Annotated in this window: 23 protein-coding genes; 7 read left to right on the forward strand and 16 right to left on the reverse strand. The window is 67.9% G+C overall.

Features of this window, described 5'->3' with window-relative positions; translation table 11 throughout:
* Positions 1–270: 270 nt before the first annotated feature.
* From phnE (U858_RS0122790) to U858_RS0122815, 6 genes are all read right to left on the reverse strand, one after another.
* Complete coding sequence (gene phnE / locus U858_RS0122790; RefSeq protein ID WP_025139466.1) at positions 271–1,095, reverse strand: phosphonate ABC transporter, permease protein PhnE; 825 nt, start codon at positions 1,093–1,095, stop codon at positions 271–273.
* Entirely contained in the window at positions 1,092–1,955 is an 864-nt protein-coding gene (gene phnE, locus U858_RS0122795; RefSeq protein WP_051593660.1) for a phosphonate ABC transporter, permease protein PhnE, read from the reverse strand. The genes phnE (U858_RS0122790) and phnE (U858_RS0122795) overlap by 4 nt, the downstream gene beginning before the upstream one ends.
* Before the next feature lie 29 nt (positions 1,956–1,984).
* The gene (phnC, locus tag U858_RS0122800; RefSeq protein WP_025139468.1) at positions 1,985–2,755 is read right to left on the reverse strand and encodes a phosphonate ABC transporter ATP-binding protein; all 771 of its coding nucleotides are present in this window, start codon (positions 2,753–2,755) and stop codon (positions 1,985–1,987) included.
* 5 nt (positions 2,756–2,760) lie between these two features.
* Entirely contained in the window at positions 2,761–3,759 is a 999-nt protein-coding gene (phnD, locus tag U858_RS0122805) for a phosphate/phosphite/phosphonate ABC transporter substrate-binding protein (protein WP_025139469.1), read from the reverse strand.
* A 187-nt stretch (positions 3,760–3,946) separates the two neighbouring features.
* Positions 3,947–4,762: an IclR family transcriptional regulator gene (locus U858_RS0122810; RefSeq protein WP_025139470.1), complete on the reverse strand. Its 816-nt coding sequence runs from the start codon at positions 4,760–4,762 to the stop codon at positions 3,947–3,949.
* An 8-nt stretch (positions 4,763–4,770) separates the two neighbouring features.
* Entirely contained in the window at positions 4,771–5,586 is an 816-nt protein-coding gene (locus U858_RS0122815; RefSeq protein ID WP_025139471.1) for an HAD-IIB family hydrolase, read from the reverse strand.
* 147 nt (positions 5,587–5,733) lie between these two features.
* Here U858_RS0122815 and ribBA point away from each other — a divergent pair, with 147 nt between their 5' ends.
* The 6 genes from ribBA (at position 5,734) to U858_RS0122845 (ending at position 10,331) form a co-directional block, all read left to right on the forward strand.
* Positions 5,734–6,909 (forward strand): bifunctional 3,4-dihydroxy-2-butanone-4-phosphate synthase/GTP cyclohydrolase II, encoded by a 1,176-nt coding sequence (ribBA, locus tag U858_RS0122820; protein ID WP_025139472.1) that lies wholly within the window; start codon positions 5,734–5,736, stop codon positions 6,907–6,909.
* 10 nt (positions 6,910–6,919) lie between these two features.
* Entirely contained in the window at positions 6,920–7,450 is a 531-nt protein-coding gene (gene ribH / locus U858_RS0122825) for a 6,7-dimethyl-8-ribityllumazine synthase (RefSeq protein ID WP_006391339.1), read from the forward strand.
* The gene (gene nusB / locus U858_RS0122830; protein ID WP_025139473.1) at positions 7,419–7,910 is read left to right on the forward strand and encodes a transcription antitermination factor NusB; all 492 of its coding nucleotides are present in this window, start codon (positions 7,419–7,421) and stop codon (positions 7,908–7,910) included. Before ribH ends, nusB begins: the two co-directional genes overlap by 32 nt.
* Before the next feature lie 220 nt (positions 7,911–8,130).
* Entirely contained in the window at positions 8,131–9,174 is a 1,044-nt protein-coding gene (gene thiL, locus U858_RS0122835) for a thiamine-phosphate kinase (RefSeq protein WP_025139474.1), read from the forward strand.
* A gap of 87 nt (positions 9,175–9,261) precedes the next feature.
* A complete protein-coding gene (locus tag U858_RS0122840; RefSeq protein ID WP_025139475.1) occupies positions 9,262–9,768 on the forward strand; it encodes a phosphatidylglycerophosphatase A in 507 nt (168 codons plus the stop codon).
* Positions 9,765–10,331, forward strand: coding sequence for a CinA family protein (locus tag U858_RS0122845; RefSeq protein ID WP_025139476.1), 567 nt, complete (start codon positions 9,765–9,767; stop codon positions 10,329–10,331). The genes U858_RS0122840 and U858_RS0122845 overlap by 4 nt, the downstream gene beginning before the upstream one ends.
* A 15-nt stretch (positions 10,332–10,346) precedes the next feature.
* On the opposite strand, the gene pyrF is transcribed toward U858_RS0122845, so the two are convergent.
* The 3 genes from pyrF to U858_RS0122860 all read right to left on the reverse strand — a co-directional run bounded on the left by pyrF (position 10,347) and on the right by U858_RS0122860 (position 12,957).
* Positions 10,347–11,165, reverse strand: coding sequence for an orotidine-5'-phosphate decarboxylase (gene pyrF, locus U858_RS0122850; protein ID WP_025139477.1), 819 nt, complete (start codon positions 11,163–11,165; stop codon positions 10,347–10,349).
* 8 nt (positions 11,166–11,173) lie between these two features.
* The gene (locus U858_RS0122855; protein ID WP_029954234.1) at positions 11,174–12,490 is read right to left on the reverse strand and encodes an FAD-dependent oxidoreductase; all 1,317 of its coding nucleotides are present in this window, start codon (positions 12,488–12,490) and stop codon (positions 11,174–11,176) included.
* Positions 12,491–12,558: 68 nt separating this feature from the next.
* Positions 12,559–12,957, reverse strand: a complete 399-nt coding sequence (locus U858_RS0122860) for a diacylglycerol kinase (protein WP_025139479.1) — start codon at positions 12,955–12,957, stop codon at positions 12,559–12,561.
* A 233-nt stretch (positions 12,958–13,190) separates the two neighbouring features.
* Here U858_RS0122860 and U858_RS0122870 point away from each other — a divergent pair, with 233 nt between their 5' ends.
* Positions 13,191–14,795 carry a mannitol dehydrogenase family protein gene (locus U858_RS0122870; protein ID WP_025139480.1) on the forward strand — a complete coding sequence of 535 codons (1,605 nt, stop codon included), beginning with the start codon at positions 13,191–13,193 and terminating at the stop codon, positions 14,793–14,795.
* 76 nt (positions 14,796–14,871) lie between these two features.
* On the opposite strand, the gene U858_RS0122875 is transcribed toward U858_RS0122870, so the two are convergent.
* The 7 genes from U858_RS0122875 to U858_RS0122905 form a co-directional block, all read right to left on the reverse strand.
* On the reverse strand, positions 14,872–15,669 hold the full coding sequence (locus tag U858_RS0122875) for an ABC transporter ATP-binding protein (protein WP_232786587.1): 798 nt from the start codon (positions 15,667–15,669) through the stop codon (positions 14,872–14,874).
* Positions 15,666–16,457 carry an ABC transporter ATP-binding protein gene (locus tag U858_RS0122880; protein WP_025139482.1) on the reverse strand — a complete coding sequence of 264 codons (792 nt, stop codon included), beginning with the start codon at positions 16,455–16,457 and terminating at the stop codon, positions 15,666–15,668. Before U858_RS0122880 ends, U858_RS0122875 begins: the two co-directional genes overlap by 4 nt.
* A complete protein-coding gene (locus tag U858_RS0122885) occupies positions 16,454–17,440 on the reverse strand; it encodes a branched-chain amino acid ABC transporter permease (protein ID WP_025139483.1) in 987 nt (328 codons plus the stop codon). Before U858_RS0122885 ends, U858_RS0122880 begins: the two co-directional genes overlap by 4 nt.
* 12 nt (positions 17,441–17,452) lie before the next feature.
* Positions 17,453–18,373 (reverse strand): branched-chain amino acid ABC transporter permease, encoded by a 921-nt coding sequence (locus U858_RS0122890; protein ID WP_025139484.1) that lies wholly within the window; start codon positions 18,371–18,373, stop codon positions 17,453–17,455.
* A 54-nt stretch (positions 18,374–18,427) separates the two neighbouring features.
* Positions 18,428–19,603, reverse strand: coding sequence for an ABC transporter substrate-binding protein (locus U858_RS0122895; protein ID WP_025139485.1), 1,176 nt, complete (start codon positions 19,601–19,603; stop codon positions 18,428–18,430).
* Between the two features lie 54 nt (positions 19,604–19,657).
* Positions 19,658–20,659, reverse strand: a complete 1,002-nt coding sequence (locus tag U858_RS0122900; RefSeq protein WP_025139486.1) for an amidohydrolase family protein — start codon at positions 20,657–20,659, stop codon at positions 19,658–19,660.
* Positions 20,660–20,792: 133 nt separating this feature from the next.
* Positions 20,793–21,344 (reverse strand): 3-hydroxyanthranilate 3,4-dioxygenase, encoded by a 552-nt coding sequence (locus U858_RS0122905; RefSeq protein ID WP_025139487.1) that lies wholly within the window; start codon positions 21,342–21,344, stop codon positions 20,793–20,795.
* Positions 21,345–21,714 lie beyond the last annotated feature (370 nt).

Below are 21,714 nucleotides of genomic sequence, written 5' to 3' on the forward strand. Positions count from 1 at the left end.
GCCACGCGCTCTTGACGGTGATTCGCCTCGGTCCCTGGGGAGGATTGTGTGCTTGGCGTTTTGTTGACGGCTTCTTTGGGGTGGAGGGGGTTGCGGGGCCCGCCTCGCGCCGGCCGCGCGGGCGGCCTTGCGAGGCTTACGCGGTGTCTTGCGTCGTGGGATGACGCTGCGCGCTTGCGGGCAGGCGTGATGAACTGCGTTTGAAACTGCGCAAAAAAAACCGCCCGTTTCCGGGCGGTGCAAAGGAACGTTCTTGGCGCGCTGTATGGGTTACAGGATGCGTTTGCGGGCTTGGGTGATGATCACTTCGGCCAGCACCACCACCACGAAGATGGCGGCCAGGACCAGGGCGACGCGGTCCCATTGGAAGAGGTTCAGTGCGGTGTCCAGGGCCATGCCGATGCCGCCGGCGCCGACCAGGCCGAGGACGGCGGATTCGCGGACGTTGATGTCCCAGCGCAGCAGCACGATGGACCAGAAGGCGGGGCGGATCTGGGGCCAGTAGGCGTACCAGATGACCGAGGCCTTGCTGGCGCCGGTGGCGGTGACGGCTTCGATAGGGCCGCGTTGGGCTTCTTCGATGGCTTCGCCGACGAGCTTGCCGACGAAGCCGATGGAGCGGAACGCGATGGCGAGCGTGCCGGCCAGGGCGCCGGGGCCGAAGATGGCGATGAAGAGCAGGGCCCAGACCAGCGAGTTGACCGAGCGGCTGGAGACGAGGATGAGCCGGGCCAGCATGTTGATGGTTTTGCTGGGGGTGAGGTTGTTGGCCGCGAGCAGGCCGACGGGGACGGCCATGAAGACGGACAGGATGGTGCCCAGGGTGGCGATGTGCAGGGTCTCTACCAGGGCGTTGTGGACGCCGCCGGGGTAGTAGGCCCAGTCGACCGGCCACATGCGCTGGAACAGGTCGGCCATCTGTTCGGGGGCGTCGTAGAGGAACTCGGGGATGACTTCGACGCCGCGGATGGCCTGGACGATGGCGGCGACGACGAGCAGGTAGAGGGCGAAGCGCAAGAGGCGCTGGCCCAGGCTGTAGCGTTGCCAGACGCGCGGGGCGGCGGTGTCGCGCAAGGTGGGGGCGTGGGCGTTCATTGGTCTGCCTCCGCCTTGTTGACGACGGGCTTGGCGGCCTTGGGCTGGCTGGAGCCGATGCCGCGGGCGCCGGCGAAGCGGCTTTGCAGGATGCGGTCAAAGCCCAGGTTGTCCAGGAAGACGGCGCGCACGAAGCCGGCCAGGATTTCGCCCAGCATGATGATGGCGATGAGGGTGAGCAGGATGGCGCTGACGAAGTCGTAGTCAAAGCGCTGGAACGCCGAGAACAGCGTGCCGCCCACGCCGCCTGCGCCGACGATGCCGACCATGGTGGAGTTGCGCAGGTTGGAGTCGAACTGGTAGGTGGCAAAGCCGATGAAGCGGGCGAACACCTGCGGCAGGACGCCGAAGACGATGACGTTGGCGAACGAGGCGCCGGTGGCGCGCACGGCTTCGACCTGCTTGAGCGAGATTTCCTCGATGGCTTCGGTGAAGAGTTTGCCGATGAAGCCGACGGAGGCGACGGTCAGGGCCAGGATGCCGGCCAGGGCGCCGAAACCGACGGCCTTGACGAACAGGATGGCGACGATGACGGGGTGCAGCGCGCGGCACAGGGCGACGAGCGAACGCGCGGGCCACGAGACCCAGGCGGGCATCATGTTGCGCGCGCCGAGCAGGCCGACGGGCAGGGCCAGGAAGATGCCCAGCACCGAGGCGAGCACGGCGATTTCCAGGCTTTCGGCGATGCCCTTCCACAGGGTGGCGGGCTTTTCGAAGTTGGGCGGGAACATGCGCGCCAGGAAGGTGGACGCGTGGCCCATGCCGGATTCGAAGCGGCTCCAGCTGAAGTCCAGCTGGGCCGCGGCGTAGACGGTGTAGAGCACCAGCAAGAGCAGGCCGGCTTTCGCGCGGCCGGACATGGCGAAGGGGCGCGGGCCCCGGGGATGCGTTATTCCAGCCAAGACTCGCCTCCGTAGATGGTCTTGAGCATGGCGGCATCCAGGCCGTGGCCGTCGCCGTCGTAGACGACGTGGCCGCCGGACATGCCGACGATGCGGCTGGCGTAGCGGCGCGCCAGTTCGACGTCGTGGATGTTGACGATGACGGGGATGCCGGTGGCATTGCCCTGGGCGGCCAGCAGCTCCATGATTTCGACCGAGGTCTTGGGGTCGAGCGACGAGGTGGGTTCGTCGGCCAGCAGCAGTTGCGGGCGTTGCATCAGGGCGCGGGCGATGCCCACGCGCTGGCGCTGGCCGCCGGACAGGGCGTCGGCGCGCTGGTCGGCAAAGCCGGCCAGGCCCACGGTGTCCAGCAACGAATAGGCGTGTTCGATGTCTTCGGCTTCGAAGCGGCGGGTCCAGGCCTTGAAGGCGCTGGTGTAGCCCAGCCGCCCGGTCAGCAGGTTTTCCATGACGGTCAGGCGTTCGACCAGGTTGTATTCCTGGAACACCATGCCGATGCGCCGGCGGGCGCGGCGCAGCGACGCGCCGCGCACCCGGGCGAGATCGACGGCGCCATCGCCGGCTTCCAGCACGATTTCGCCGCGGGTCGGCTCGATCAGCCGGTTGATGCAGCGCAAGAGCGTGCTCTTGCCGGTGCCGGACGGCCCGATGATGGCGGTGAGGCCCTGGCCTGCGATCTGCAGGTCGATGCCGTTCAGTACCGGCCGGCCGGCCCGGTATTCCTTGACCAGGCCGGAAATGCGTAGCGACGTCGTCATGCTGATTACTTCTTGCTCTTGGCGGATTCGCGGTCGTAGGCGGCGCGGTTGAAGCTTTCGCCACCGGATTCGGCGACCTGGCGCACGATGGCCCAGTCCTTCTCGTAGGTCACCGGGTAGAAGCGGTCGGCGCCGTCGAAGGCCTTGGACATCTCGGCCGGGAAGCGGTAGTCGTAGAAGCACTTGAGCATCTGGTCGCGGAACTTCGGCTCCAGGTCATGCGCGTAGGCGAACGACGAGGTGGGGAATTTCTCGCTCTTGTAGATGACGCGGAAATCGGCTTCCTTGACCTGGCCGCGTTCGATCATGCGCTTGAACACGTCCGAGGCAACGGCGGCAGCGTCGTAGTCGCCGGAATTGACGCCCATGACGGACTGGTCGTGCTTGCCGGAGAAGACCACCTTGTAGTCCTTGTCGGGCGTCAGGCCTTCCTTGGGGAACAGCGCCACGGGCGCCATGTGGCCCGAATTGGACGACGGCGCGGTGTGCGCCAGCTTCTTGCCCTTCAGGTCGGTCAGCTTCTGGTAGGGGCTGTCTTTCTTGACGATGACGATCAGGTTGTAGCCCTGGAAGCCGTCGGCGTAGCCCTTGACGGCGAACGGCACGGCGCCGGCGATGTTCACGGCGAAGGCGGTGGGGCCGGTGGAAAAGCCGCCCACGTGCAGGCGGCCCGAGCGCATGGCTTCGATTTCGGCGGCGTTGCTCTGCACCTGATAGAACACGACGCGCTTGCCGGTGCATTCGGACAGGTGCTTGGTGAACGGCTTGAAGATGTCTTCATACACGGCCGGGTCTTCGACCGGGGTGTAGGTGAAGACGAGCGTGGACGGCGTCTTCAGCTTGGCCGGGTCGGTGGGCGTGTCGGCCACCAGGTTCTTGTCGGCGTCGCAGTACATCTGGTCGAGGTCGCCCCGGTTGGGGCAGGTGTCGGCGGCCTGGGCGGCGGACGCCCCGAAAGCGAACGCGGCCAGCGAGGCCGCTTGCAGTAGACGCAAAGCGCGCATCGTATGTCTCCTCTTATGGGTATGAATATGACTAGTAACTGAATTCAAACATACGAGTGCGCCGAGCACACTTGGGAAAGTCCCTGCCTTTCTTTTCGGGTTTTGTTCGTTTTGTTCGCTATGCGTTCGTTTTTGCGCGAAAAAAAGCGGGCCCGAATGGGGCCCGCTTGGCTTGCGGTGCGGCGGATCAGGCCCGGTAGCCGAGCTTGCGCGAGATTTCGTGGGCGCAGGCCAGCAGGGGGCGGGCGATGGCGCCGTCCCAGGACACGTCGAACAGGCCGGTGGGGCCCAGGCTGGTCAGCGCCAGCACGATGTTGCCGGTGTTGTCGAACACGGGCACCGACAGGGCGTCCACGCCGGGCAGCGGGTTGCCCAGGGCGCGGGCCATGCCGTGCACGCGGATGTCGGCCAGTTGCGCATCGATATTGGCGCGGCTGGCCTTGCGCGGGGGCGGCACGCTGGCGATGACCGCCGTGTCGCCCTCTTCGCGGGCAATATAGTGCTCGCTGACCTTGGGCGGCAGCCAGGCCGCGAACACCAGGCCGGTGGCCGTATGCAGCATGGACATGACCGTGCCCTTGCGCATGTTCACGTGCACCGGGTAGCTGGCCTCGGTCATGTGGATCATGGTGGGGCCGTGCGAGCCCAGCACCGCGATGCCCAGGGTGTGGCCGATCTCGGATTGCAGCTTGGCGATCTCGGGCATGGCGATGCGCACCGGGTCCAGCCGTTGCAGGCTGACCAGGCCCATCTGCAGGGCGAAGGGCCCCAGCTCGTACTGGCCGGTGATGCTGTCCTGCTGCACCAGGCCGACGCGGATGAAGCTGACCAGGTAGGGGTGGGCCTTGGCCGACGTCATGCCGGCGCCGGCGGCCAGGTCGCGCAGGGTCAGCGGCTTGGCCGCGTCGACCAGCGCGGCCAACAGCGGCACGCCCACTTCGATGGACTGGATGCTGCGGCGGCCGTCGTTGGCGGCCGGGGCGGGGGTCTTGGCAGTGGCCACGGTGCGCCTTATGCCGACAGGGCGCGCGGGGCGCGGGCGGCCAGCAGGCGGTCGGCCATTTCCTTGAAGCCGCCGCCGCCATGGAAGGCGGCCACATAGGCGGGCCGGTGCGTCAGGCGGTGCAGTTGCGACTGGATGTTGGCCACGCCGACCGACACCGGGAAGAACGCGAACATGGGTTCGTCGTTGGGCGAGTCGCCGATGAACAGGGTGCTGTCCAGCACGCTGGCCACGTCCAGGCCGAATTCGCGCTGGAACAGGGTGCGGGTCATGGTCAGCTTGTCGTAGTCGCCGAACCAGCCGTTGACGTGGATGGAACTGACCTTGGCCTGGGCCCCGGCGTCCTGGAAGATCTGGACGATGCGGCCGATGTCGGCCTCGGGCAGGGCGGGCACGTCTTCGCAGAAATCGATGGCCAGGTCGGCCACGCGGTAGTCCTGGTCGCTGGCCACGGCCGCGCCGGGCACGTCGGCCAGCACGCGGTCGCGGATGGCGTCCAGCTGCTTGCGGCTGGCCTGGCGCGAGGCCGCGTCGGTCCAGTAGTGGGTGGTCATGCGGCGGGCCTGGCGGTCGTAGGCGTAGTAGAACGCGCCGTTTTCGCCGACCACGGCGCGCACCGGCCACATGCGGGCGATGTGGTCGCACCAGCCGGCCGGGCGGCCGGTGATGGGCACCACCTGGATGCCGGCCTGTTCCAGGCGCTCGAGCGCGGCGTAGGCGTCGGCCGGCAGGCGGCCGTCGGTGGTCAGCGTGTCGTCGATGTCCGTCAGGACGACGCGTATCCCCGCCGCGACGTTCAAAGGCATGGCCGCAAGGGCTTGCATGGCGTTTTTCCTTGGTTTTATAGGGTGTTCTCCGGCCGAAAGTTTAACCGGATGGCCCTGTTTGGGCGGGGCCGTCGCGCCCCGGTAGGGGTTCTGGCGCCGGGGGCGCTAAAATCCGGGCTTTCCTGCCTGGTTTACGTGCCCGCCATGTCCGTCCAGTTGTCCTCCTTGCCCGGCTCCGAGCCGGAATCCTTCGATATTGCCTCGGTCGCCGAGATCATCGCCGAGCTGCGCGCCGGCCGCATCGTCATCCTGGTCGACGAAGAAGACCGCGAAAATGAAGGCGACCTGGTCATGGCCGCCGAATTCGTCACGCCCGAAGCCATCAACTTCATGGTCACCCATGGCCGTGGCCTGGTGTGCCTGACCCTGACCGAAGACCGCTGCCGCCAGCTGGACCTGCCGCTGATGGCCGCCCGCAACGGCACGCGATACGGCACCAATTTCACGCAGTCGATCGAAGCCGCCGTCGGCGTCGAAACCGGCATCTCGGCCGCCGACCGTGCCCGCACCATCCAGGTGGCGGTGGCGCGCGACGCCAAGCCGTCCGACCTGGTCCAGCCCGGCCATATCTTCCCGGTCCGCGCCGTGCCCGGCGGCGTGCTGGTGCGCGCCGGCCACACCGAAGCCGGTTGCGACCTGACCGCCATGGCCGGCCTGACCCCGGCCGCCGTCATCTGCGAAATCCTCAAGCCGGACGGCACCATGGCGCGCTTGCCCGACCTGGTCGAATTCGCCCGTGAGCACGGCCTGAAGATCGGCACCATCGCCGACCTGATCCAATACCGCAGCGAGCACGAGTCCATCGTCAAGCGCGTGGGCAAGCGGCCCATGCAGACCGCCTGGGGCGTGTTCGAGGCCGTGGCCTACGAAGACGCGGCCACCGGCTCGGCCCACCTGGCGCTGGTGCATGGTACCGTGACGCCGGACGTCGAAACGCTGGTGCGCGTGCACGAGCCGGCCTCGGTGCTGGACGTACTGGACACCGGCGCCAGCCCGCACAGCTGGGGCGTGGCGCAGGCCCTGCAGACCATTTCCCAGGCGCCGGCCGGCGTCCTGGTGCTGATGAATTGCCAATCGTCCACCGAACATCTGTTCGCGCAGATCGCCGGCTGGAGCGACCCCAAGGCCAATGCCAACCCTGCCAACGCCGACCGGTTCGGCCTGCGCACCTACGGCATCGGCGCCCAGATTCTGCGCGACCTGAACGTGGGCCAGATGAAGCTGCTGGCCCGTCCGCGCAAGATGCCCAGCATGGCGGGCTTCTCGCTCACCATTACGGGTTACGATTGCGACCCTCTGCATACTCCCGCAACACACTGAAGGCCGACACATGAACCCTTACATCCTTACCCCCGACCTGAACGGCGAAGGGCTGCACATCGGCATCGTACGCGCCCGCTTCAATGAAGAAATCGGCCAGGCCGAACTCGAAGCGTGCCTGAAGGAACTGGCCGAACTGGGCGTGGACGAGCGCGACGTGATGGTCGCCACCGTGCCCGGCGCCCTGGAACTGGGCGTGGCCCTGTCGCACATGGCCGAAACGTTCGAATTCGACGCCCTGATCGCGCTGGGCGCCGTCATCCGCGGCGAAACCTATCACTTTGAAGTGGTCAGCAATGAAATGGCCACTGCAATCACCCGCATCTCCCTCGAAACCGGCATTCCGGTCGCAAACGGCGTGCTGACCGTGGACACCGACGAGCAGGCGCAAGCCCGCGCCGCCGGCAAGGGCCGCGACTGCGCGCAGGTGGCCGTTGAAATGGCCAACCTGGTCGCCGCACTGGAGCCCGAGGAAGAAGACGAAGACGACGAAGACGAGGACGAAGATTTTGACGACGAAGAAGACGACGACCAGCGCTGATAGCGCGGCGCAAGCCCGCGCCAACGCGCGCAGCGCACGCCGCCGTGCACGCGAATTCGCGTTGCAGGGCGTTTACGCGTGGCTGCTGCGCGGTGGCCAGGGCACGCAGGACGCCGGCGAGATCGACGCCCATCTGCGCGACACCGAGGATTTTTCCGAGGCCGACGCCCAGTGGTTCAAGACCTTGCTGCACGGTGTCCTGCGCGAAGCGCCCACGCTGCGCGAGCGGTTCACGCCCTACGTCGACCGCCCGCTGGCCGAGTTGTCGCCCGTCGAACATGGCATCCTGCTGATCGGCAGCTTCGAACTGATTCATCACGTCGAAGTGCCGTACAAGGTTGCCATCAATGAAGCCGTGGAGCTCGCCAAGTCGTTCGGCGGCACCGATGGCTTCAAGTTCGTCAACGGCGTGCTCGACAAGCTGGCTGCCGACGTGCGCGCGCACGAAATTAAGAGGTAGCCCCCCCGGAGCGCTGCGCGCTTCCCCCCAAGGGGGGCGCCGCAGCGGACCGGCGGAGCCCGGATCCGCGCGGCCCGGGTCTGGGGAGACCCATTTTTCTTGGGGAGGCGTGCATCCCTGGGGGCTTGCTTCCCCTTCCTTGCCGGAGCGGTCCTCCCTTTGGAACGTGGCTCCGGTTTGGGAGTCAATACCGGCCGCTGCGCCGGACTGCGGAGTTGCCGTGGCGTCCGAATTCGACCTGATCGCGCGCTATTTCACGCGTACCGCTCCGACCGGCCTGCTGGGCGTGGGCGACGACTGCGCGCTGTTCCCTGTGCCGACAGACGAACAGGTGGCCACCAGCACCGATCTGCTGCTGGAAGGCCGGCATTTCTTTCCCGACGTTGATCCCAAGGCCCTGGGGCACAAGGCCCTGGCCGTGAACCTGTCCGACCTGGCCGCCATGGGCGCACGCCCCATCGGCTGCGTGCTGGGGCTGGCGCTGCCCAGGCTGGATGAACCGTGGCTGGCCGCCTTTGCCGAGGGCTTTCATGCGCTGGCTGCCGTCCACGGCTGCCCGCTGATCGGCGGCGACACCACGCGCAGTTCCCATGATCTGGCCATCAGCGTGACCGTGTTCGGCGCGGTGCCCGCAGGCGCCGCCTTGCGCCGCGACGCGGCGCAGGCCGGCGACGACATCTGGGTGTCTGGCGAACTGGGTGCTGCTGACGTGGCGTACCGGCTGCTGGACGGCCAATACCCCGCCGATCCCGAGCGCCTGGCGGCCACTCGCGGCGCGCTGGAGTGGCCTGAACCGCAGGTGGCGCTGGGCCTGGCGCTGCGCGGCATTGCGCACGCCGCCATCGATATTTCCGACGGCCTGTTGCAGGACCTGGGCCACATCCTGGCCGCCAGCCGGGTGGGTGCGGTGCTGCATGAAGACCGCCTGCCGGCCGCCGCCGCGCTGGCCGGGCTGTCGTTGGATGCCGTGCGCCGTGCGGTGCTGGGCGGCGGCGATGTCTACCAGCTTTGCTTCACCGCGCCGGCAGCCCGCCGTGACACCGTGCTGGCCGCCGCGCGGACGGCCGGCGCGCGGGTGACCCGGGTGGGCGGCATCGTGGCGCACGATCCGGCCCAGGACGCGATGCAGGCTTCCGCCGTCACGCATACCGGCGGCTCGCCCGAGATACCGGGGGCGGCGCGGCCTCGCCTGGTGGTGCTGGATGCCACGGGCCAGCCGCTGGCGCAGTTGCCCGCGGGGTTCGATCACTTCCCAGGGGCATGACAGGGGCCTTCACCGCCTGACTCCGCCATCCCTTTTCCGCCACCTTCAAACCCAACCATGCCGTCTTCCTCCCCCCGTTCCCCTTCCATGCGCGAACGCTCGCGCGCCGTGTACCCGTCCCTGGCGTGGGTCTGCCGTGATCCGGGCCGGTTGATCGCCTTTGGGCTGGGCAGCGGCCTGGTGCGTCCCGCGTCGGGCACCTGGGGCACGCTGCTGGCCTGGGCCATCTGGGTGGCGGCCGCGCCCGCCGCGTCCGACCTGGCCATCGGCATCTTCCTGGCGCTGGCCTTCCTGTACGGCTGCTGGGCCTGCGACCGGGTCGGCCGCGAACTCCAGCAGCCCGATCATGTCGGAATGGTGTGGGACGAGATGGTGGCCTTCTGGCTGGTGCTGTGGCTGACGCCGGCCGGCCTGTTGTCGCAGGCCTTGGCGTTCGTGCTGTTTCGCACCTTCGACATCGTCAAGCCGCCGCCCATCAAGTTCTTCGACGCCCGCCTGAAGGGCGGCTTTGGGGTAATGTGGGACGATATCGTCGCGGCCGGATACGCCTTGCTGATCATGGCGTTGGTCGTGCGCACAGGAGTCTTGGGATGAACCAGCAACACGAAAGCACGCGGTCCAATCTGTCTGCCGAACAACTGGCGCAAGCCACCGCGCTGGGCCTGGCCGAGCGGGTGGGCGACACGCTGCGGCGCCAGGGCCTGGTCCTGGGTACGGCCGAGTCCTGCACCGGCGGCCTGCTGGCAGGCGCGGTGACGGCGGTGGCGGGGTCCAGTGAATGGTTCGACCGTGGCTTCATCACCTACAGCAACGAGGCCAAGGTGGCCGAGCTGGACGTGTCGCCCGATGCCTTGCATCACTTCGGCGCGGTCAGCGAACCGGTGGCGCTGGAAATGGCCAATGGCGTGCTGCTGGCGGCGCCGGCCGCGCAGGTGGCGGTATCCACCACCGGCATCGCTGGCCCGGGCGGGGCCACGCCGGGCAAGCCGGTGGGCATGGTGTGCTTTGGTTTTGCCATGCGGGTGGGCGACGGCATCAGCAGCCGCGCGGTGACCCATGTGTTTCCCGGCGACCGGGCGCAGGTGCGCCAGGCGGCCGTGGAGTTCGCGTTGCGCGGCGTGTTGGAATTGCTGGGCGCGCCGGTCAACCGGCGCTGAGCTGCACCGCGCCGATCAACGTACCGCGTTGATCGCGTCGCGCAGGCCGCGAGCGGCCTGGCCGGCGGCGTCGCGCCAGTCGTCGCCGCCGCTGGCGTAGATGATGGCGCGCGACGAGTTGATCATCATGCCGCTGCGCGCGGCGTTGGCGCCGGCGTTGACCGTGGCGGTGATGTCACCGCCCTGGGCGCCGATGCCGGGCACCAGCAGCGGCACCGCGTCGCCGATGCGCTGGCGCACCGCGGCCAGCTCGTTCGGGAAGGTCGCGCCCACCACCAGGCCGCATTGGCCGTTGGCATTCCATTTGTCGGCCACCAGCCCCGCCACGTGCAGGTAGAGGGGTTCGCCGTTATCCATTTTCAGGAATTGCAGGTCGGACCCGCCCGGGTTGGACGTGCGGCACAGCACGATCACGCCGCGGTCGCGCCAGGCCAGGTAGGGCTCGACCGAGTCCAGGCCCATGTAGGGGCTGACGGTCAGGGCGTGCGCCTGGTAGCGCTCGTAGGCTTCGCGGGCGTAGTTTTCGGCGGTGGAGCCGATGTCGCCGCGCTTGGCATCCAGCACGATGGGCAGGTCGGGGTGCTTGTCGCGGATGTGCTGGCACAGGGCTTCGAGCTGGTCTTCGGCGCGGTGGGCGGCGAAGTAGGCAATCTGGGGCTTGAAGCTGCAGGCGTACGGCGCGGTGGCGTCGACGATGTCGCGGCAGAACTGGAAGATCGCGTCGGGCTTGTCCTGCAATTCGCGCGGAAAGCGCTGCGGATCGGGGTCGAGCCCGACTTGCAGCAGCGAGTTGCGGGAGGTCCAGGCGTGTTCGAGTCTTTGGAGGAAATTCATGGGGGTGTTCAGTGCAGTTTGACCCGGGGTCGCGTGCGCCGCATGAGCAGGCGGGCCAGGGCCAGGGAGGCGGTGCGCGAGATGCCCAGCACCGCTTTGTGGTGCATCAGGTGCAGGCTCATGTACATCAGGCGCGCCAGTGTACCGCTTACGAAGAGGCCCCGTCCGGCCAGCTTGCCCATCAGGCTGCCCACGCCGGCGTCCTGGCCCAGCGACACCAGCGAGCCGTGGTCTTCGTAGACGTAGGGCTTGGTGGGTTCGGCCGTGCCGCGCAGGCGGGCGGTGATTTTCTTGGCCAGGTAGTCGGCCTGCTGGTGGGCGGCCTGGGCGCGGGCGGGTACCGTGCGGCCATCGCGCCAGGGCGCGGCGCAGCAGTCGCCCAGCGCCAGGATGTGCGGGTCGGCGGTTTCCAGGCGTTCGTTCACTTCGACCTGGCCCAGCTTGTTCAGCGGCAGGTCCAGGTCAGCCAATAGCGCCGGGCCCTTGATGCCCGCCGCCCACATGCAGAGCTGGGCGGGGAAGGTACGGCCGTCGGCGGTCTTGACTGAATCGGCGGTGACTTCGGACACGCGGCAGGCGGTTTCGACGCGGATGCCGAGTTCGGTCAGGCGGGTGGTGGCCGCGGTGGAGATCTTTTCGGGCAGCGCCGACAGGATGCGCGGCGCGCCTTCGACCAGCGTGATGGCCAGGTCGCGTTCGGCGCGGAAGTTCGGCAGGCCGTAGGCGCTGACGACGTGGCTGGCTTCGGTGAGTTCGACCGCCAGTTCGACGCCCGTGGCGCCGCCGCCGACGATGACGAGGTCAAGGCGGGCGGACGGGTCGCGCACCTTGGCCTGGTCGACCAGCGCCATGGCCTTGAGCATGGTCAGGCGGAACTGTTCGGCGTTTTCGGTGGTGTCCAGCGTCACGGCGTGGTCGGCCGCGCCGGGGGTGTTGAAGAAGTTGGACGTGCTGCCCAGGGCCAGTACCAGGGTGTCGTACGCGAGTTCGCGGCGCGGCAGGACTTCCTGGCCTTGGGAATCGGACACCGGGTCGACGGTGACCAGGCGGCGCTCGCGGTTGACGCCGACCAGCCGGCCCTGCGCGAACGAAAAGCCGTTCATGTGCGCCAGCATCAGGTAGGACAGGCCTTCCTGGTGGATATCGAGCGTACCGGCCGCTGCTTCGTGCAGCGACGGCTTCCAGATGTGGAACGGGCGGCTGTCGACCAGGGTGATGTGCTGGCGGCCGTGGATGCGGCCGAGCTTGGCGGCAAGTTCGAGGCCGCCGGCACCCCCGCCGACGATGACAATGCGTTCCGGAGAAGCGGGCTTGGTGTTGGGCATCATGGCTCCCAGTATAGAGGCGCCGTTACGGGCGCGGGGGCCGGGGCGGGCAAGCCGGCGTCCGACTTTCAGTGCATGACGAACCGGCTCACGGCCACGCCGACCCACACGGCCACCGTGAACAACAGCAATAGCATAACGGCGGCGCTGCCCAGGTCCTTGGCGCGGCCCAGCAGCGGGTGGGTGTCGACCGACAGCGCGTCGGCCAGCGCCTCGACCGCCGAATTGAGCAGTTCCACCGCCAGCACCAGGATCACGGTGCCGATCAGGAAGAACACTTCGACGGTGGTGCGCCCCAGGAAGAACGCGGCGGGGATGAGCAGCACGGCCAGCGCCAGTTCCTGGCGAAACGCCGCCTCGTACTTGATGGCGGCCTTCAGGCCCTGCAGCGAATAGCGCAGCGCGTTCAGGATGCGGCGCAGGCCGCCGGTGCTTTTGTAGGGCGAGTGGTGCGGATTCGTGGACATGGGGTGCGTAATAAGGCCGGGTGTGGCGGCTTTTTACCAGATATGGGTTGCTGCCGTGGTTTGGCTTTGCGGTCGTGCCTTTGCCGCCGTCATGGAACGCGTTTTAACGTAATACTACGTTACGTTTTGCCTTCGCCGCGGCCATACGATACGCTGGCGCGAATTCCCACCCACGCGCCGGGCTGCAGGCCTTTCGGCAGACGCACGACGGCGATCTTTTGGCACTGCAATCCATGCTCGAACGTTTGAATACGGAGTCGTTGACGCGTCTGCCTGCAGACGTGGAGAAGCCCCCCTATGACCGCAGCCGGCTCACGCCCGGCATCGTGCATCTGGGGCTGGGCGCATTTCACCGTGCGCACCAGGCGGTGGCCACCGACCTGGCCATGGCTGCCACGCAGGACCTGTCCTGGGGCATCCTGGGCGTGTCGCTGCGCAGCGCCGCCACGCGCGATGCGCTGACGCCGCAGGACGGCCTGTACACGCTGGCGCTGCGCGACACCGCGCCGGGCGGCGAGCCGCGCGAACAATTGCGCGTGGTGGGGGCGGTGCAGCGCGTGATGGTGGCTGAAGAAGACCCCAACGCGGTGCTTGAACGCATCGCCTATCCGCAGACCCGCATCGTCAGCCTGACGATCACCGAGAAAGGCTACAGCCACGAGCCGGCCACGGGCCACCTGCGCTGGGACGATCCGGACATCCTGCACGACCTGGACGACCCGATCCGGCCGCGCAGCGCGATCGGCCTTTTGGTCTATGGCCTGGCGCTGCGCCGCGAACGCGGTCTGCCGCCGTTGACGCTGCTGTCCTGCGACAACCTGCAGGCCAACGGCGACACCCTGCGCAGCCTGGTGCTGGCCTTTGCGCTGCGCATCGACGCGGCGCTGACGGGCTGGATCGACAAGCACTGCACCTTTCCCAATTCCATGGTGGACCGCATCGTGCCGGCCACCCGAGACGAAGATCGCGCGCGCATCGCGCAGCGGCTGGGCGTGGAAGATGCCTGGCCGGTGGTGGGCGAGCCCTACCTGAATTGGGTGATCGAAGACAAGTTCGCCACTGGTCGCCCTGCCTGGGAAGCGGCGGGCGCAACGTTCGTGACCAACGCCGCCCCCTACGAGCGCCTGAAGCTGCGCATGGTCAACGGCCCGCATTCGGCGCTGGCCTATCTGGGCGGCTTGCTGGGCATTGCCACGATCGGCGAGGCGGCGGCGCTGCCGGCCTTGCGCGGCTTTCTGGATGACATGATGCGCTGCGAGATCGCGCCGACGCTCAAGGGCATTCCGGACGTGGGGCTGGAAGGCTATCGCCACCGCTTCCTGGGGCGAGTGGTGAACCCTGAACTGCCGCAACTGACGCGGCAGGTCGCCATGGACGGCTCGCAGAAGCTGCCGCAACGGTTGCTGGCCACCATCCGCGAACGCCTGCGCGGTGGCGACGACATTCGCCGGCTGGCGGTGGCGGTGGCCGCCTGGCTGCACTATCTGCGCGGCGTGGACGAAACGGGCGCGCGCCATCCCATCCAGGACCCGCTGGCCGCGCCGTTGGCCAAGCTGCTGGCGCGGGCCGACGTGGCGGCGCGCGCGGCGGCGCCCAACCAGGCCGCGCATCGCCGGGCCATGGTGCTGGCGGGTTATCGCCCGGTGTTTGGCGACCTGGGTAAAAAGCCGGTGTTCATCGCCGCGCTGGCCGCGCAGCTGGAAACGTTGCGCGAGCACGGCGTGCTGCATGCCTTGCAGGAAGTCGCGCGTGAGCCGCAAGCCGCGGCGCCGATACCGGACGAAGGCGAGGCCGCGGTGGCGGCGTCTGTGCGCGAGCCGGCGGGCGTCGGCGCGTAAACAGCGGGTCGTCGGTACGCACCATCGGGCGCTTGCGGGCGCCCGATGTTCTTTGGGGGCATCCCGGCCCTAGTCGCTACACCCCCAGGTATTGCAGCAATCGAGGTTCGTCGTCGATGAAGGCCTGCGACGTGCCCGTCCAGGCCACGCGGCCCTTTTCCACGATGGCATGGCGGTCGGCCGTGGCCAGCAGCGGTTCAAGATTCTTGTCGATGCACAGCACCGCCAGGCCCGTGCGCTTCAGGCTTTCCAGCGCCTGCCAGATTTCTTCGCGTACCACCGGCGCCAGTCCTTCGGTGGCCTCATCCAGGATCAAGAGGCGCGGGTTGGTGAGCAGCGCCCGGCCGATGGCCAGCATCTGCTGTTCGCCGCCCGACAGGTGGCTGCCCAGATGGCGCGCGCGTTCGCCCAGCCGCGGGAACAGGCCGTAGACCCGGTCCAGCGTCCAGGGGGCTGCCAGGCCCTGGCGGTTGTGGGCGGTGGCGACCAGGTTTTCGCGCACCGACAGATTGGGAAACACGTGGCGGCCTTCGGGCACCAGGCCGATGCCGCACTGCGCCACCTTGTACGAGGGCAGCGGCGTGATGTCGCGGCCGTCGAACGCGATAGCGCCGCGGCTGGCGCGGTTCAGGCCCATGATGGCTTTGACGGTGGTGGACTTGCCCATGCCGTTGCGCCCGAGCAGCGTCACGAATTCGCCCGGCCCGATGTCCAGGTCGATGCCGAACAGCGCCTGGCTGGCGCCGTAGTGCGCGGTGACGCCGCGCAGCGACAGCAGCGGCGTGGCGGCCGTGGTCGCGCCGGCGAAAGGCGCGCCGGCATGCCGGGCGCTGTCCACGGTGGCGCTCAGGGTGTGGTTGGCCGCGTGGTTCATGCCGCCGCTCCCGCCAGGGCGCCTGGCGCGCGGCGCCCGGCATGGCCGCGTTCGCTGCCCAGGTAGCATTCGCGCACCTGCGGATCGCGACGGATGTCGTCGGCGCTGCCGCAGGCCAGGGCGCGGCCATACACCAGCACCGTGATGCGGTCGGACAAGGCAAAGACGGCTTGCATATCGTGTTCCACCAGCAAGATGGTGTATTGCCCGCGCAGCCGTTGCAGCAGCCGCGTCATGGCTTCGGATTCGTGCTGGCTCATGCCCGCCATGGGCTCGTCCAGCAGCAGCAGGGTGGGCTGGCACGCCAGCACCATGGCCAGCTCCAGCTGGCGCAGTTCGCCATGCGCCAGTTCGCCGGCCGGGGTGTTGGCGCGGGCCGCCAGCCCGGCCAGTTCCAGCGCCTGGTGCGCCGGATCGCGCAGCGCGGGCGTGGCCAGCACCGGCCGCCAGAAGCGAAAGCTGTGGCCGCGCCGCGCCTGCACCGCCATGATGACGTTTTCCAGCGCGGTAAAGGGCTTGAACACGGAAGTGATCTGGTACGAGCGCGCCAGGCCGTGGCGCACGCGCTTGTCGACCGGCATGCGGGTCACGTCGACCCCGTCGAGCCGCACGCGGCCGCCGTCGGGCCGCAGTTCGCCGCTCAATTGGCCGATCAGCGTGGTCTTGCCGGCGCCGTTGGGGCCGATGACGGCGTGCAGTTCCCCGCTGGGCACGTCCAGCGACAGGTCGTCGGTGACGGTCAGGCCGCCGTAGCGCTTGACCAGGTGTTCCACGCGCAGGGTACTCATCGCGGTTCTCCGGTGGGGCGTGGGGCAGGCCGCAGGCCGCCCAGACGCCAGGGCTTGTCCGACAGGCCGCCATACAGGCCGCGGCGCGACACCAGCACCACGGCCACGATGAACAGACCCATCACCAGCATCCAGTGGTCGGTCAGCAGCTTCAGGCCTTCTTCGAGCAGCAGGAAAGCCAGGGCGCCCGCGACCGGGCCGAACAACGTGCCCAGGCCGCCCAGCGCCACCATCACGATCAGTTCGCCCGAGGTCGTCCAGGCCAGGTACGACGGCGACACGTACAGCGTCAGGTTGGCCAGCAGCACGCCGGCCACGCCGCACACCATGGCCGATATCACGTAGGCCGCCAGCCGGTAGCGCAGCGTGGCAAAACCCAGCGCGCGCATGCGCCGCTCGTTGGCCTGGCAGCCGCGCAGCGCCATGCCGAAGGGCGCGTGCACCAGACGGTGCAGCGCGGCCAGCGTGAGCAGCAGCACGCCAAATGCGGCCAGGTATAGCGCCAGCGGCGTATCCAGCCGGAACAGGCCGAAGTCGCTGCCGGAAAACAGCGACATGCCGTCGTCGCCGCCAAAGCCTTCCAGCCCCGTCGCCAGGAAATAGAACATCTGCGCGAAGGCCAGGGTGATCATGATGAAGGCGATGCCTGACGTGCGCATGGCGACGTAACCGCTGACCAGGCCGACCACGGCGCAGGCGCCCAGGGCGGCGGCCAGGTGCAGCCAGCCGTTGTCGATGCCGTAGTGGTTCAGCACGCCCACGGCATAGGCGCCCAGGCCCAGGTACAGCGCATGGCCGAAGCTGACCATGCCGCCATAGCCCAGCAGCAGATTCAGCGCCAACGCCGCGATGCCGTACACCAGCACACGGCCGAACAGCGCCAGCAGGAAGGGTTCGCCCTGCCACTGCGCATACAGCGGCACCAGGGCCAGCGCCAGCAGCAGGATGCCGGCGGCCAGCTTGCGTGCAGAAAGTTCAAGCATGTTGCGCGCCCCTTATCCGTGCCGCACGGGAAACAGGCCTTGCGGCCGCATCGCCAGCACCAGCGCCATGACGATATAGATCAGCATCGATGCGATTGCCGGGCCGGCCGCGTTGGCGGCGGCGGGCGACAGCGCCGCGCGCAGCAGGGCCGGCAGCAGCGCGCGGCCCAGCGTGTCGATCAGCCCCACCATCAGCGCGGCCAGGAAGGCGCCGCGTACCGAGCCGATGCCGCCGATGACGATCACCACCAGCGTCAGGATCAGGATCGGCTCGCCCATGCCGGTCTGCGCCGACAGGATCGGCCCGGCCATCAGCCCCGCCACGCCGGCCAGCACTGCGCCCAGCACGAACAGCAACGTGTTCAGCCGCGCGATGTTCACGCCCAGCGCGCCCACCATCATGCGGTCGGTCGACCCCGCGCGGATCAGCATGCCCAGCCGGGTACGGTGGATCAGCACATAGCAGCCCGCGGCCACCGCCAGGCCTGCCACGATGATGAGAAAGCGGTAGAGCGGATACGTGACGCCCAAGAGATCGATGGTGCCGGACAGCCACGACGGCAGTCCCATGCTGATGGGCGCGGGGCCCCAGATGATGCGCGTGAGCTCGTTGAAGAACAGGATGAAACCGAAGGTGGCGAGCACCTGGTCCAGGTGTTCGCGCGGATACAGCCGCGCCAGCGCGATGCGGTCCAGCAGCAGCCCCAGCAGCGCCATGCCGGCCACCACGGCGGCGGCCGCGAGCAGGAACGAGCCGGTGTGGCGGAACACGGTGGCCGCGATGAAGGCGCCCATCATGTACAGCGAGCCGTGCGCCAGGTTGATGAAGTTCATGATGCCGAACACCAGCGTCAAGCCGGCGGCCAGCAGGAAAAGCAGGATACCCAGTTGCAGGCCGTTCAGGGCCTGCACCAGCAGCAGCGTCGCGGACATGGAGCCTTACCTCTCATCTGCCTTGGCGGCCCGGTTGCGCGGGCCGCCAGGGCTTCATTTCATGACGCACTGCGTGGCGTACTGATCCGAGACCTTGGACAGGTCGGGAAAGATGGGGCCCTTGTTGACGAAGCCCACCTTGCCGTCCGCGCCCTGCGCCACGTCGGCACGGAAGAATCCGGCCACCGGGAAGTGATTGGGCTGATAGCGGAATTCACCGCGCACCGATTGAAAATCGGCGGCTTCCAGCGCGCGGCGCAGCGCGTCCTTGTCGTCGACCTTGCCGCCGGTGCGCTTGAGCGCCGAGCCGATCAGCTGCGCCGCATCCCACGATTGGGCGGCGTAGCTGGAAGGCTCGCGACCGTATTTCTGCCGGAACGCGGCGGCAAAGGCCTTGTTGGCGGCGTTGTCCAGGTCGGGCGAGTACGGCACGTTGGTGACCGCGCCCAGGGCGTCTTGCCCCAAGGCGGGCAGCGTCGCGCCGTCGATGGTGTCGACCGACAGCAACGGGATCTTGCCGAACAGGCCCGCCTGGCGGTACTGCTTGACGAAGTTCACGCCCATGCCGCCGGGAAAGAACACATAGGCGGCATCAGGCTTGGCGTCGGCCAGGGCGGCCAGCTCCACGGAGTAGTCGGGCTGGTTGACCTGGGTGAACACCTCGTTGACGACCTGGCCTTGGTAGAAACGCTTGAAGCCGGCCATGGCATCCTTGCCGGCCTGGTAGTTGGGCGCCAGCAGGTAGACCTTCTTGAAGCCCATCTGGTTGGCCATTTCGCCGCTGCCTTCGTGGCGCTGGGTGTTGTTCCACGAGGTCGAGAAAAAGAAGGGCGAACAGTCCTTGCCGGCCAGGTTGGTGGGGCCGGCGTTCGAGCCCACCAGGAACACCCCGGCGCTGGTGACGGGCCGCGCCACGGCCAGCATCACGTTGGAATACACCACGCCGGTGATGATCGGCACCTTGTCGCTTTGCACCAGCTTGCGCGCGGCCTGTACGCCGACTTCGGGCTTGAACTGGTCGTCTTCCTTGATGACCTGCACGGGCACGCCGCCCAGCTTGCCGCCGCCTTGTTCCACGGCCAGCATGAAGCCGTCGAGCTGATCCTGCCCCAGCACCGAGCCGGGGCCGGTCAAGGTGGTGAGCAGGCCGATCTTGACGTCGGCCCAGGCAGGCGCGCCGTGGGCCAGGCCCAGGGCCGCCAAGGCGGCCAGCAGATGGATGCGTTTCATGGTGATTCCCCTTGCGTTGCCGTGTCTCACGGTCATGTGGTGGCGATGCGGCGTTCAGCGGCCCAGGCCGAAGAACGCCACGGTGTTGCCGAACAGAATCTTTTGCTGCACGGCCGGCAGCAGGCCGGAATGCGAAACCAGTTTGCCGACTTCCTGTTCGCCCAGCGGGTACGGGTAGTCGGACCCCAGCAGCACGCGGTCTTCGCCCATGACGTCGATCAACAGGCGCAGCGAACGCGGGTCGAACACGGCGCTGTCGACGTAGAAGCGGTCGGTGTAGGACGAAGGCAGTTGCGGGCAGTCTTGGCGAATGATGTCGCGATGGCGCCAGGCGTTGTCGACGCGGCCCAGTAGAAAGGCAAAGCTGCCGCCGCCGTGCGCGAAGCACAGCTTCAGGCTGCGCGGAATGCGCTCGAAGGCGCCGGACAGAATCAGCGACAGAATGCCAAGCTGCGTTTCGGCGGGCATGGCGACCAGCCAGGGCAGCATCCATTTCTTCATGCGGCCGTCGGTCATCATGTCCCAGGGGTGCACCAGCACCGGGATGTCATCGTGGGCGCAGTGCACCAGGAACTGCACCAGCGTGTCGTCATCGAGATCACGCGGGCCGACGTGGTTGCCGATCTGCACGCCCAGGTGGCCGGCGGCGCGGGCGCGCGAGGCTTCGCGGCAGGCCAGGTCCAGGTCTTGCAGCGGCACCTGGGCCAGGGCCTTCAGGCGGGCGGGGGCGTGGGCGCAGTGTTCCAGCGCCAGGTCGTTCATGCGGGCGGCCCAGTCGGCCGCAGCCTGGGCCGGGTAGGTGTAGCCGAACATGACGGGGGTGGCGCACAGGATCTGCACGTCAACGCCGTGGCGGTCCATCTGCGCCACGCGCAGGGCCGGGTCCCACAGGGTGGCGTCGACGGGGCGGAAGGGGCGGTCGCCGGCCATGATCTGGCCGGTCGAGCCATCGCCGTCGCGCCGCAGCCAGGGGGCATTGACGGGGTCGAGCGCGGCCGCTTCCTGCCGCGTGATCGGCGGAAAGAAGTGGGCGTGCATGTCGATTTTCTGGGTCATGGGCAAGGCGTGCAAAAGGCGTGGGATGAAGGCGGCTTGTCGCGGGTGGGGCAACGGGATGCGCGAGGGCAAGCGCGGGTCAGGCAAGCGGCTGTCGTTCCACAGACAGCCGGGGTCAAACCAAGGCGCGGGGTCAGGCGGGCGCTGGCTGCGTGGCCGGGGCTTGTGCCTTGCCGGGGTGGATGGCGCCGCAGCCGGGGCAGGTGCGTTTCTGTTCGCTGCCGTAGAAGCCCTGGAACAGGGGCGGCAGGTCGGTGACGATGCTTTTCAGTTGGACTTCGACGCGGTGCACCAGGTGGCCGCAGTGGGGGCAATACCACTCGAAGCCGTCGAGCAGGCCCTGCGGGCGCTGGCGTTCGATGACCAGACAGGCGCTGTCGGTTTCAGGGCGCTGGGGGGAATGGCGCACGTGGGGGGGCAAGAGGAAGATGTCGCCTTCCTTGAGGTCGACGCGTTCGGGCTTGCCGTCGATCCACAACGAAAGCCAAGCGTTGCCGCGGACCTGGTAGAAGAATTCCTCGAGCGGGTCGTCGTGATAGTCGGTGCGGTGGTTGGGGCCGCCGACGACAGTGACGATGAAGTCGGCGTCCTGCCAGATCTGCTGGTTGCCGACGGGGGGCTTGAGCAGATGGGCGTGGTCCTGGATCCAGCGTTGGAAGTTCAGGGGCGGGCCGTAGGCGGGCATGTCGATCTCCGGGGAGGCTTGGGCTTGCTTTGATGATGGGAGTCTAGGCGGGTGGGGGGGCGGGGGGACAATAGAAATTGTGTGATCAGATATGCGGGTTATCTATCGCGGGGTTTCCCTTAGGGGTTTTGATGTGGCTTTCCTTTATTGCTTATGTGGTTATTTGAGATTGCTAATGTGATAGTTGGGTGTGGTGGTGTGTCTGCTGGCGGGGGGCTGGGTTCTTAAGTCGCGCGGCGTCGTGGCGGGAGGCGAACGCGGGGCGTGTAGATTGCGCCCGAGGGAATCGGAAGGCAGTCGCCGAAGGCGACAACGACGATGACGAAGGGGCAGTCCGGAGCGAAGGCTCCGGACCGCAATCGTAGCCCCG

Origin of the sequence: Achromobacter sp. DH1f (assembly GCF_000633435.1) — a bacterium.
Taxonomy (GTDB): Bacteria; Pseudomonadota; Gammaproteobacteria; order Burkholderiales; family Burkholderiaceae_B; genus Achromobacter; species Achromobacter deleyi.